The sequence below is a fragment of the Sphingobacterium zeae genome (assembly GCF_030818895.1).
GTDB lineage: Bacteria > Bacteroidota > Bacteroidia > Sphingobacteriales > Sphingobacteriaceae > Sphingobacterium > Sphingobacterium zeae.
Window position 1 is genome coordinate 646,968 of sequence record NZ_JAUTBA010000001.1, and the last position, 13,066, is coordinate 660,033.

The following is a 13,066-nucleotide window of genomic DNA, read 5'->3' on the forward strand; positions in this document are numbered from 1 at the left end:
ATGTGAAAGAGAGCGATTGAAATATAATTCAGGCCCCCCATAGCGGTGCCTGAATTATACCAATCTTTTAATATAAGATTCTAAATTTTATTGTATTCTCGATCTGTTTGAGTTGTTTCAAAAGATCTTTATCGTATTCTCCTTGTATATCTGTTACCGCATATCCGATATCGCTTTTGGTCATTAAAAATTGGGCCACAATATTGATGTTATTTTGAGCATATACCTTATTGATTTGAGCCATGATTCCAGGAACGTTTTTATGGATATGGAGCAATCTGGTTACCTGTTTCACTTTGGGTAAAATCAGATTCGGAAAATTACGGCTAAGGTATGTGTCGCCATTATTAATGAATTCAGCCATTCGACGAGGAATAAACTCTGAATTCTTCTTTTTATTCTTCTTGTCGTCGAAAACGACAATACCTTTGGCGTTACAGATGTCCTTATTGATATGCCCTTTGATATCGCCCAAATACCCGATTGTTTTTAATTTGTCAGCTTGCTGAAGCAGCTCATCACTGATATCAATATTGCCGCCCAATAGTAGCATACCGACATCTTTGATGTACTTTTCTTCAATGGTATCCTTTATCCGGATTGAAAAGCCATCTCTTTTTAAGATATGAGCTGCTATTTCTGGTACATCCCCCACAATCAAACATAGGATACGATTCTTGGGATAGGATATTGCACGGGGAAGATCATTGACATAGAGGAACTCATCAAAACTTGGTGTAATGAAATCGGCTTTATCAGTCACGCTTTTACGTTGGATATTCTCAGTGAATGCAAAAAACTTTTCAATTAACCCCGACTCTTTTAATTGGAAGTCGGAATATCCGTCGCCAATGCCAAATAACTTTCCTTCAATTTTTAATTGTCTCAATAATTGCACTTTTCCACCTTCATTTGACAGTGGATTCTCTTCGTCAAAACCGATAATATTGCCTTCTTCATCGAATCTGAATGTGTTGGCATAGATATTTTCGGTCTTTATATGGTAAGGGGTAACGACAGGTGTTATAAACTCTTTAAAACCTCCTGAGACAATCCACGCGGTGTCAGCATTTTTTTTGAAGAATTCACGATTTCGCGAAAAAGAGGTTGATACCTTCTTTTTAAGATGTGAAACAAGTTTATCTAGATGAGTTTTATTGGCATTTAAAAGCTTTACACGGCCGGCCAAAGCTTCGCGAAAAGATAGTTTACCCTCCATCGCAAGATTGGTGTACCGCTCGATTTCCAGGTAGATAGCCTCGCGGTCGGGGTGATGTTCCAAAGAGATTCGTGCAAGCTCATCAAGCGCTTCTACTTGCGTAAATGTACTATCAAAATCAATGATGTAATAGTTTTTCATTGTATTATTTTTTTATGAAACAATGGTGAATAATGCATCCAAATACTAATCTTCCCTATTGGCATTTCCCTTAAAAACATATTGATTAAGGGAAATAAAAACTAGTTAAGTGATCGTTATTGGATGTCTAGTACGCACGATGAATCAAGGTTTGGTTGTTTAATATGTTATAGTTTACTGTTTGTTATATAATGCTGCAATTTCTTTTAAGGTTTGTTCCAAAGGGCGATAACTGTGATTGAGAAGCGCCTGGATTTTAGCATTGGAATAGTGCAATTTAGCGCTGGAAGCAGCTGCCGTTTCTTTTGTTAAGGTTGCATTTGATTTTTTAAATATAGAAAGCAAGCTGGATACTGTAGACACAATTTGAAGCATGGTCTCTGACACTTCGATTGTCGGTTCAGGCTTGTTCATTAATACACTCGCCACACTCAAAAGATCTTTGTTGCTAATATTCAGATTATTGATGATATAGCGTTCAGCAGTGATCTCCTCTCTTTCCATCAACTGAATCATGATTGAAGCAACGTCTTCTACATCAACAACGCCAACACTTCCTGTCGGATAAAATCGTAAGCCTTTATCGATCTTCGAAAATATAGCTCCAGAGCCTTTATCGCTAGCAGAGGCTCCTAAAATTAAAGAAGGATTCACAATAACTGCATTCAAACCTTCTGTTATACCGCGCCACACCTCCATCTCTGCCTGATATTTGGACAGCGAATAGTTAGATGTCAGTGAATTGTATTCCCATTGATCTTCTTCGGATACAGGAATGTTGTCACTGTTTGTACCCAAAGCGGCAATGGAGCTCACATGTAAGAGACGAATGCGCTTTTCAAGGCAAAGGTTGACTACGTTTGTCGTTCCTTCAACATTCACCTTAAACAGTGATTTAGCATCCTTTTTTTGGTAGGAAACCATTGCAGCACAATGATACACTTTGGTGACCCCTTCGAGAGCATCCTCAAGTTCAAAATAGTTGTTGATGTCTGCGTCGACCCACTGAATCAAAGAAGAAGATAACAACGGGGTGGGAATAGTCGATTGAGCTCTTTTAATGGCAATTACGTCAATTCCTTGGTCTATCAACTGCCTAATTAGTGTAGACCCTAAAAAACCTGTTCCTCCAGTTATTAATATCACTTGATAAAGATACTGTTAAAAATAAATGTTTTCAAAAGTTAGTTAATAAATGGATATTTGTGTGAATTGTATCTTGAAAAATAAGATATTTTACAAATTATAGCTTATGTCATCACTTTCCGTATTCTTTCGTCCAATTTCAGTTATAAGTTTTGCGCCCGAGCATGGCTTCTTAAATTCTCAACTAGGAAACGTTATTCAAGCCTATGAAACAGACTTTCCAAACTGGGAAGGAGATAAAAAGCCGCACTTAGCGATTGTCGGGGTAGAAGAAGACCGGGCTTCTGTGAATAATAACGGAACAGATAAAGCGCCAGATGCCGTACGAAAACATCTATATGCGCTGTATCAGGGGGATTACAAGATGAATATTGTTGATCTGGGAAATATCAAAGCAGGCAATACAATTCAAGATACCTATATTGCTTTAAAATCCGTAGTTGAAGAGCTGGTGAAAGAAAATATTGTCCCCATTATCATTGGAGGAGGGCAGGATCTTACTTATGCACAATATTTGGGGTACCAAAATTTGGAACGGAAAATAGAACTTGCTGTTATCGATTCACGTTTTGATATTGATCAGGAAAATGCTGAAAATGTAAGCTTAACGTCTCGCTCTTATGTGAATCATATTATCCTACATCAGCCAGACTATTTGTTCAATTTGAATTCCATAGCCTATCAAACCTACCTCGTCAGTAAGGAATCTATCAATATGTATGATAAGCTATTCTTCAACGCAACACGAGTAGGTATGATTGCTGGTAAAATGGATCAGTCAGAACCGCTCATTCGCGCAGCCGACCTCATTAGCTTTGACATTGGTGCCATTCGATCTTCCGAAGCGCCAGGAAATGCTAATGCAATTCCGAATGGCTTATATGGCGATGAAGCTTGCCAACTTGCACGTTATGCTGGGATGTCAGATAAATGTTCTTCCATTGGTTTTTATGAATTCAATCCAACATTTGATCCAATGGAGCAAACAGCGATGTTAGTATCGCAAATGATATGGTGCTTTATTGATGGCTATTATAACCGTAAGCAAGATACGCCTTTGTATCCCAAATCATCTTATATCATCTATCGTACGACGCTGGAACACGAAGCGCACGAGTTGGTCTTTGTGAAGAGCAAAAAATCAGACCGTTGGTGGATCCAAGTTCCCTATTTTGGTTCAAAATCCGTCAATGAGCGCTATTATCTCGTCCCATGCCGTTATGAGGACTATCAATTAGCGATTTCTGGCGAAATGCCCGACCTGTGGTGGAAAACACATCAAAAGTTACAATAATGTGGCTTTGAATGAAATCTCGCTGTTATACTTTCCCATAAAGGGTAGCTTTAGATTAAGAGGAGTGTTGACATGCTGTGTGCGCCGATAAAGGATTAAACTTTATTGCTCTTTAGAATCGTGCTCCACCCTTAAAATATGGTCAGTTATATGTAATTAAACGTAATGGCAAAATATCATCAAGGATAATTTTAGCCATCTTAAGAAATACAAATCATGGAAATAGTTTTCTTTGCAGGAATCGTCCTGTTGTTAGTCATTTTGATAGTCTTGGTGCTCAAAAAGAATAACCAAGCCACTATTGAGCCTGGGTATAGTAAAGAAGTGGAAACACTGAAAATTGAGCTCGCTAGATCCCAACAGCGGGAGCAAAGCTTGTTGGAAGAGCGTTCGATGCTAAGAAATGAACTGGAAAAGGAACGAGAAAATCTTTTGGTTGCCGAACGTTCTTTAGAAAGTACACGTTCATTTTATGAAGCACAGCTTGATAAATACCAAGAGCAAAAGAATGAAATCGCCGAAATCAAACGACAGTTCAATAATGAATTTCAGGTTATAGCCAATAAAATATTAGAAGAAAAGACGCAGAAATTTACAGAAACTAACCATCGTTCACTGGGCTTGATCTTGGATCCATTGAAAGAAAAGATCAAACTTTTTGAAGAAAAAGTTGAAAAAAACTACAATCAAGAAGCAGCAGAAAGGAATTCTTTAAAGGGGGTTGTTCTCCAGCTGGTTGAACAGAGTCTGAAAATCAAAGATGAAGCCAATAGCTTGACCAAAGCCTTAAAAGGAGATACCAAAAAACAGGGAAATTGGGGCGAAGTAATTTTAGAAAGGGTGTTGGAGCGTTCGGGACTTATGCGCGATCGTGAATTTAGATTACAGGTATCTCTTATGGATGCTGAGGGAAGGAGAATGCAGCCGGATGCAATTATTGATCTCCCCGAAGATAAACACTTAATTGTAGATTCAAAAGTCTCATTGGTTGCCTACGAACGTTGGGTCAATGCCGAGACAGATGAAGATCGAGCAATTTTTTCAAAACAGCACATACAATCCGTAGAGAACCATGTGAAAGAACTTTCCGCAAAAAACTACCACGAGTTATATGGTATTGAATCACCGGAATTTGTATTGTTATTTATGCCGATCGAATCAGCTTTAAGTATGTCAGTGGTTCAGAAACCAGATTTGTTTAGTGATGCCTGGGATCGCAAAGTCGTCATTGTTAGCCCTTCAACGTTATTGGCAACCCTTCGTACCATCGCTAGCATATGGAAGCAAGAACGTCAAACTAGAAATGTGATTGAAATCGCCAAAGAAGCAGGAAGTCTTTATGACAAATTTGTAAGCTTCCTAAATGATATGGAACAGGTACAAAACCAGTTGGAACGTGCATTAAAAAGCCATGAAGATGCGACCAAAAAACTGTCCACCGGAGCAGGGAATGTGATTGGTAAAGTGGAGAAATTAAAACGGCTGGGGGCTAAAGCAAATAAACAAATAGATGCTAAATTCCTGGACGAAGAAGATTAACATAAACGGGCTTAACAAATAGTAAGCCCGTTTATAATTTTATCTGTCAGTTCTAAAATCTGTTTGTCTACTAATAATAGTGGTTTTCATTAGAGCTCTTTCATTCGCTTATTGATGGAAACATCAACATATGTATCCTTTAATCGGTCAATAGCTTCTTTCTGAACCGTTACATTGGTGTCTGACTCATAATCATGAATAGTCCTTTGGTTTTGGAGTTCATTATCATAGGGATCTTTCCCTGCCAACAGTTTAACAATTACCGGCAAGCATTCAAGAAAGACAAAAAGCAAAGCAATAAAAAATACAGCGTTCGCATTTGACTCGTTGACTTTACCATTGGCATCATACCGGAGATTGCCTAAGGCCGAGTTGCGATCGGCAAAACCAGCTACATTCACGGCGCTATCCAGCGAAGCGTTCGATAAAACTTTTTGATCCAATATACCTTCAAATTGTTGCTTTTGGCGTATCGCGTTCTGCTGGAGTGTTATTTTGTTGCGTAGCGTGTCCAAGTAGCCCTCTTTTTTCTTCAATTCCTCTTCTTTCATCTTGGCGTAAGGGCCATAGCCCATTACACCCGATGTTTCGGTCGTTTTGTTTCCAAAAATTTCATAATTCAATTTTGTTCGGTCATTTTTTATGCTAGATTCCAACGAATCCCGTTCTGTCGTAATCGATTTTAAAAGGGCCACCTCATTGGCATATTTCTTATTGAATGTACTATTAAGCGTATCAATTTTAGCACGTTGATCGGCGAGAAACCGTACTCGGAGGTTTTCCCGGATCTCTTTGTCAAAGATTTTTAATTCTAATGGCCTTGAGATTACCAATCCAATCAAAATAGCCAATAGAATGCGAGGGAGAGCCTGCAGAAGTTGCATAAAGCCACTTTTCGATTTATTTATACTCAGGACAATATAGCGATCCATATTAAATATCGCTAATCCCCAAATAATACCAAATACAAGTGCTAAAAGCCAGTCAAAAGCTCCCCCACTAAATACAAAATACATGGCATAGCCGCCAGAAAGGCTGGCAAATAATCCCGTGAAAAAAATAGTAGCACCTATGGCTGTGTACTTACTATGTTCTTCTGGATATTTTTCAAGAGTTTCTTGATGCACTCCGGCACATCTCCAAAAGAAACGGTTAATATCGCTCATTAAAATATTTTTACTCAAATTGACAGATTATTTTTAACAAGATTGCGAATAAGTTTTTGTTTTACAATAGGATGACGTTTTACCGTTCTAATTTTACAGTGCCAGTTCAAAGCCGTTCATTTGTCTAATTTTATTATCTTTGAAAAATAACAGGAATAATCAGATAATATGAAGAAAAGACAACTTTTGCCCTTCTTTGCGATAGTGGCAACTGCATTTGTTGGTTGTGAGGAAAAAAAAGTGATGACAGATAATCCTCTTTTATTGGCTTATGAGACCCCATTTAACGTCCCTCCTTTTGACAAGATCAAGACAGAGGATTTTAGGCCAGCTTTTGATGAAGCTATAAAAGTACATAATTTGGAGATTGACACAATAGTCAATAATTCGGATAAAGCAACATTTCAAAATACGATAGTTGCACTTGAAAATGCAGGTAGGTTGTTGAACAATGTATCTACTGTATTTTATAATCTAAATAGCGCCAATACAAATGACAGTATTCAGGCGATAGCAAAAGATCTGGCGCCTATTTTATCGAGTCATTCAGATGAAATCTCGATGAATAGTAAATTATTCGACCGTATTAAAACCGTATGGAGTAACCGAAATACATTGGCACTTGATGAACAGGATAATAAGCTCCTGGAGGAAACTTATAAGAGCTTTGTACGTTCTGGAGCAAATCTTAAGGATGCCGATAAGGAAAAAATGAAAAAGCTTAATGCTGAACTTTCAACATTAACAACCCAATTCGGACAAAATTTGCTTGCGGAAACAAATGCGTATATGCTCGTAGTTGACTCAGCTAGTCAATTGGAAGGATTGCCAGAGTCGTTGAAAACAGCGGCTGCTGAGGAGGCTATAGCAAAAGGTAAGAAGGACAAATGGGTTTTCACTTTACAGAATCCTTCAATTATGCCTTTCCTACAATATTCAAAAAATCGCGAGTTGAGAAAGCAGCTTTGGGAAGCATATCAGCTTCGTGGGAATCAAGATAATACAAACGATAACAAAGCAATTATTCAAAAAATTGTCAACCTTCGTCTCCAGAAGGCAAAATTGTTGGGCTATTCATCCCATGCAGCCTATGTACTGGAGGAGTCCATGGCCAAGAATCCAGCAAATGTGTATGCGTTGTTAAATAAGTTATGGAGTCCAGCGTTGGCGAAAGCGAAAGGTGAGGAAGCAGATATTGCGAAAGAAATAGCCGCTGAAGGTGGGAATTTTGCAGTAGCACCCTATGATTGGAGATATTATACAGAGATTATTCGCAAAAAGCGATTTGCCTTGGATGAGGATGAGATTAAACCATATTTAAGTTTGCCTGCTGTCCGAGAAGGCGCATTTGGTGTAGCTAATAAATTGTACGGTTTGACATTCGTCGCTTTAAACAATGTCCCAACTTATCATAAAGATGTGGAAGTATATGAAGTCAAAGATAAAGACGGTTCACATTTAGGTCTTCTATATGCTGATTTTTTTCCGCGCGAGTCTAAACGCGGTGGAGCTTGGATGACCTCTTACCGTAGCCAGTCGACAGAAGACGGAAAACGTGTCGCGCCGGTAATTTCCATCGTATGTAACTTTACAAAGCCAGTAGGAAAGAATCCAGCACTTTTAACATTTGATGAGGCTACTACGCTGTTTCACGAATTTGGGCATGCTTTACATGGGCTCCTCTCCAATGTGAGATATAGATCGATGGCCGGAACTTCCGTACCACGTGATTTTGTTGAACTGCCTTCGCAGGTGATGGAAAATTGGGCCGCAGATCCTGAGGTGCTCAAAACGTATGCAAAGCATTTTAAAACCAAAGAGGCAATGCCAGATTCATTGATTCAGAAAATGGAGAAGGCGGGTACCTTTGATCAGGGATTTGCAACAGTTGAATACCTTTCGGCAGCATTGCTAGATATGGATTACCATGCTACGACCAAGCCAATTTCAAAAGACATCAATGGTTTTGAAAAAACTGCAATGAAAAAAATAGGTATTATTGATGCGATTATCCCACGCTATAGAAGCACGTACTTTCAGCACATCTTCGCGGGTGGGTATTCAGCCGGTTACTACGCCTATATTTGGTCTGAAGTATTGGACTCGGATGCTTTTGCAGCTTTCAAAGAAAAATCATTATACGATCAGGTAACAGCAGATTCGTTCCGCAAAAACATTCTTGAGAAAGGTGGTACAGATGACCCTGCTAAAATGTACCGCACGTTTAGGGGTGCGGATCCAGATCCAAAATATCTATTGAAGAAGAGAGGTTTAAACTAATCTTTAATGACTAAAAGGCGATATAGAAATATATCGCCTTTTTTTTGTTGATCTACTTGTTATTATAAAAACTATTCTTACATTTGAATATTATTTATAACAAGTCTAAATAAATAAATATGTGTGATACGAAGATACTAAGCCAAAGAGGGGATACCCATATCAGTGTTTGTCTCAAGTGTCAAACCTATTATATCTGGCAACAAAGTTTTGTACTAACATTTACAAAGAATAAGTTTGTTGATTTTTTGAACATGACACGAAGCACGGGTGATGAGCTCTTTTTTAGTTCTTTTCCGGACGGCGAATTTCGATTAATCATGAAGACACCCTATCCAGATATTGTATTTTCTTTTGACGAAGAACAATGGCAAAATTTTCGAGACGCACTCCAAGAATCTTATTATATGAATGAGTTTTATGGAATGCTGAATAATTAAGACAAAAAGTCCTGTTGCATCGCTTGTGTTTCATCTCTCTTTCCTTATGCGTTGACAACAGGCACAAACAAAACCCTCAGTTATACTTGCATAAGTTCATGCGGATATATCCTGAGGGTTCTTATTTATATCTATAATTCTTTGTATGTTTCCGAAGTATCAATTTTTAAGCAGATAGATGGTGCCATTCAATATAATGGCATAGCTTTTTAAAACATTTTTATCTAATTTTACATTAAAAAGCAAACGGTTTGATAAAGCAGGAAGTTATTGACAAGGTACTGGAAACAGCACGGATAGAAGAGGTGGTGGGCGACTTCGTTGATTTAAAGAAACGGGGGACGTCTTTGATAGGAAATTGCCCTTTTCATCATGAAAAGACACCGTCCTTTCACGTCTCTGTTTCGAAGGGTATCTATAAGTGTTTTGGATGTGGTGTTGGTGGAGATTCCCTTAAATTTGTGATGGAACTGGAAAAGTTTTCTTATCCGGAGGCCATCCGTTATTTAGCCGATAAATATTCGATTCAAATAGAAGAGGTTGAGCGTTCTCCTGCTCAGCTGGCAGCACAAGATAAAAGGGAAAGTCTGTATGTACTGAGTGCGTGGGCCGGTAAGTTTTTTGCCGAACAGCTCTGGAAAACTGAAATGGGGCAGGTCATTGGACTCAACTATTTTAAAGAGCGGGGCTACACTGAGGATATCATTAAAAAATTTGAATTGGGCTATTCGCCGGAGGAATGGACCGCATTGGTCGACAAGGCACAAGTAGCCGGCTTTCATGCCGATTATTTAGCAGCAAGTGGCTTGGCCATTGAACGTGACGATAAATCATTATATGACCGATTTCGTGGTCGGGTTATGTTTCCTATACATAACTTGACGGGGCGCATCATTGGCTTCGGGGGGCGGACGCTAAAGACCGATAAAAAGATTGCCAAATATGTAAATTCTCCGGAAAGCGAAATCTACCATAAATCAGATGTTCTATATGGATTGAATTTTGCAAAAAAGGCAATTATGGAGGAGGATAATTGCTATTTGGTAGAAGGCTATGCAGACGTTCTTTCTGTCCATCAAGCTGGAGTAGAAAATGTTGTTTCCTCCTCTGGAACGTCATTGACAACCGGTCAGATCAAGCTTATTTCTAGGTTTACAAAAAATGTGACCATTCTTTATGACGGAGATGAAGCGGGTATTAAAGCTTCTCTACGCGGTACAGATATGCTGCTCGAGGAAGGTTTAAACGTCAAGGTATTGCTTTTTCCTGATGGCAATGACCCCGATTCTTACGTGCAGAAGTTTGGTGCTGCAGCCTTTAAGGATTATGTGAAATCCAAGCAGCAGGACTTTATCTTTTACAAAACTAATATTCTACTTCGCGATGCCAATGATGACCCAATAAAGAGGGCTGAGGTAATTCGTGATGTGGTCGAAAGTATTGCATTGATTCCAGATGAGATTAAGGTCTCTGTTTTTATTCGGGAATGTAGCAGCCTTTTGGATATCGAAGAACGGATTTTATTGGCCGAGCTCAATAAAATACGGCTAAATCGGGCAAGAAAAGCAGATAAGGATGCAGCACGGAAACCTCAAAGCTCACTGCCAAACGCCGGCGTGTCGCATGTTGGAATGGATGGTCCGCCTCCGGATTTCTTTATGACTGACGATGAGCGAGGCGGAGTTGCCCCTATGGAGTCCATTGAGCAGCCGGCACAGCTGACATCGGAAATTCTCCAGGAACGTGAGATTGTACGTATCTTAATCAACTATGGTGACTATCTAGCTACTTGGGAAGGCGATGGAGATATTCCTGTAGCAGGCGTATTATTGGGAAATATAAGCGACATTGAGTTTAAAGACAAAGCCGCAGCCTATATTTTGAAAGTGTATCGAGAGGCTGCAGCAAAGTACGAGATTCCTGATGCCAAGCAGTTCTATTCCAACCCGGATCCGTCAATCTCGGATTTGGCAATTAATAGTGTTGCCAGTAAATATTCGCTCAGTGAAAATTGGAACGACGATAAGCGTAAAATTTATGTAACGCAAGAATATGAGCATTTAAAACCGCTTGTTGTTACGGCGATCTATCGAATTAAAAAACGTAAAATTGAAACCGAAATGCATCATATTCGTGAAGAGATGAAACACGAAAAAGATGAGGCAAATTTGGAAGTCCTTATTTTTAAATATCAGAAGCTAAAAGAAGCTGAAAGGTTGTTGGGTGGGTTTCTGGGAAATACTATTGTAAAGTGATCAACTGTTATGGCCAAGCATCTTGAAACGGGCAACTGGGGTGAACAAATGGCGATGGAATACCTCGTAGAGAAAGGCTATAAAATAGTGTTAAGAAATTGGCGATTTAAGAATTTAGAGGTAGATTTGATCGTGAGGGACAAGGATACACTTGTATTTGTTGAAGTTAAAACACGGTCGGGAACTGATTTCGGCGAACCTTACGAATTTGTAGATGTAAAAAAGCAACGTCGACTGATTCGTGCTGCCCAGGCTTATATCCTTAAAACCCATTACACCGGTGAGCTTCGATTTGATGTTGTCTCCATAACGAGAGCCCCCAAAGTTGAACTCAATTATATCAAAGATGCGTTTTGGGATAGTTGATAATACGTACTTATAAATAACTATACATAGATGAGAAAAATCACTTATTTTATGGCAATTGCAGCACTTGCTTTTGCTTCTTGTAAGTCAAAAAAATCCAGTTTGGAATTTGCGTCTCCTGGAGCAAATCAAGCTGTTTTAAAAGGTGCTCAAGTGCAATTGAAACTGAAATTTGAATCAGTGACAATGGACTCTGTAGCTTATTTTGTAGATAATAAACATGTGGGCTCATCAACCGACACCACGGCGATTACCGTAGATACAAAGGACATGGCTTATGGTACACGGAATATTTCCGCTTTGGTATACAACGCCGGAAAACCTGATTCTGTTTCCAGTACCTTTTACGTTGTACCCGCAAGCGCAAAAAACTATGGTTTTGAGGTAGTGAACAAATATCCGCACGATACGACAGCATTTACACAAGGTCTACAGTTTGCAGATGGTGTTCTCTATGAATCGAATGGGCGCTATGGCGAGTCTAACCTGAGAAAAGTTGATCTAAAAACAGGTAAAGTACTGAAAGAGATTAAATTTGATGAAAAGACATTCGCTGAAGGAATGACCTTGGTTGGTAATAAGTTATTTATGTTAACTTGGCAACAAGGAGAAGGCTATGTCTTTGATAAAAACTCTTTTGTAAAGGAAAGTTCCTTTAAATATGAAAATAGTAAGGAAGGTTGGGGTCTAACCTACGATGGTCAGCACTTGATTAAATCTGATGGCTCCAATAAGCTATACTTTTTAGATGCAACAACCGGTAAGGAGTTGAATGCTATCGGAGTTTACGACGAAGCCGGCCCAGTGGATGAACTTAACGAACTGGAGTATATAGACGGCAAAGTCTATGCAAATGTCTATCAGAAAGATGTTATTGTTATCATCAACCCACAAACAGGAGCAGTAGAGGAGCGGATTAATTTGGTGGGCATTTATGAGCATACGTCTGCTTACGATAATGAATTGAATGGCATCGCTTATGATGAGGTGGGCAAACGCCTATTTGTAACAGGTAAGCTATGGGATACGTTGTATGAAATCAAAACCGTTGAAAAATAGCGTTCCAACAATATACTTTCCTCATAAACATCATGTGATGCAATCAATTTATAAAAACGGAATGGAGGTGTGGTTTTAATAAAAGTGAAAGGGGTTATCCAAATGGCATTTGATAACCCCTTTTACTTCGAGAAGTTTTGCATTCACCATTTGATATATGC

Annotated in this window: 10 protein-coding genes; 7 read left to right on the forward strand and 3 right to left on the reverse strand. The window is 39.0% G+C overall.

What is annotated here, in order from left to right; genetic code table 11:
- Window positions 1–67: 67 nt before the first annotated feature.
- Window positions 68–1,360, reverse strand: a complete 1,293-nt coding sequence (locus tag QE382_RS02830; RefSeq protein WP_307184596.1) for an HAD-IB family phosphatase — start codon at window positions 1,358–1,360, stop codon at window positions 68–70.
- Window positions 1,361–1,534: 174 nt separating this feature from the next.
- Window positions 1,535–2,506, reverse strand: a complete 972-nt coding sequence (locus QE382_RS02835) for an NAD-dependent epimerase/dehydratase family protein (RefSeq protein WP_307184597.1) — start codon at window positions 2,504–2,506, stop codon at window positions 1,535–1,537.
- Window positions 2,507–2,612: 106 nt separating this feature from the next.
- Here QE382_RS02835 and QE382_RS02840 point away from each other — a divergent pair, with 106 nt between their 5' ends.
- The gene (locus QE382_RS02840) at window positions 2,613–3,800 is read left to right on the forward strand and encodes a formimidoylglutamase (protein WP_307184598.1); all 1,188 of its coding nucleotides are present in this window, start codon (window positions 2,613–2,615) and stop codon (window positions 3,798–3,800) included.
- Window positions 3,801–4,016: 216 nt separating this feature from the next.
- Entirely contained in the window at window positions 4,017–5,339 is a 1,323-nt protein-coding gene (locus QE382_RS02845) for a DNA recombination protein RmuC (protein WP_293889316.1), read from the forward strand.
- Between the two features lie 89 nt (window positions 5,340–5,428).
- Here QE382_RS02845 and QE382_RS02850 read toward each other — a convergent pair whose 3' ends face one another.
- Window positions 5,429–6,505 carry a DUF4407 domain-containing protein gene (locus QE382_RS02850; protein WP_307184599.1) on the reverse strand — a complete coding sequence of 359 codons (1,077 nt, stop codon included), beginning with the start codon at window positions 6,503–6,505 and terminating at the stop codon, window positions 5,429–5,431.
- 168 nt (window positions 6,506–6,673) lie between these two features.
- Here QE382_RS02850 and QE382_RS02855 point away from each other — a divergent pair, with 168 nt between their 5' ends.
- From QE382_RS02855 to QE382_RS02875, 5 genes are all read left to right on the forward strand, one after another.
- Window positions 6,674–8,785 (forward strand): M3 family metallopeptidase, encoded by a 2,112-nt coding sequence (locus QE382_RS02855; protein WP_307184600.1) that lies wholly within the window; start codon window positions 6,674–6,676, stop codon window positions 8,783–8,785.
- Window positions 8,786–9,039: 254 nt separating this feature from the next.
- Window positions 9,040–9,225: a hypothetical protein gene (locus QE382_RS02860; RefSeq protein ID WP_307184601.1), complete on the forward strand. Its 186-nt coding sequence runs from the start codon at window positions 9,040–9,042 to the stop codon at window positions 9,223–9,225.
- A 251-nt stretch (window positions 9,226–9,476) separates the two neighbouring features.
- Window positions 9,477–11,480 carry a DNA primase gene (gene dnaG, locus QE382_RS02865; protein WP_307184602.1) on the forward strand — a complete coding sequence of 668 codons (2,004 nt, stop codon included), beginning with the start codon at window positions 9,477–9,479 and terminating at the stop codon, window positions 11,478–11,480.
- A 9-nt stretch (window positions 11,481–11,489) separates the two neighbouring features.
- Window positions 11,490–11,846, forward strand: a complete 357-nt coding sequence (locus QE382_RS02870; protein ID WP_307184603.1) for a YraN family protein — start codon at window positions 11,490–11,492, stop codon at window positions 11,844–11,846.
- Window positions 11,847–11,876: 30 nt separating this feature from the next.
- A complete protein-coding gene (locus QE382_RS02875) occupies window positions 11,877–12,905 on the forward strand; it encodes a glutaminyl-peptide cyclotransferase (protein ID WP_307184604.1) in 1,029 nt (342 codons plus the stop codon).
- The last annotated feature ends 161 nt before the right edge of the window (window positions 12,906–13,066 follow it).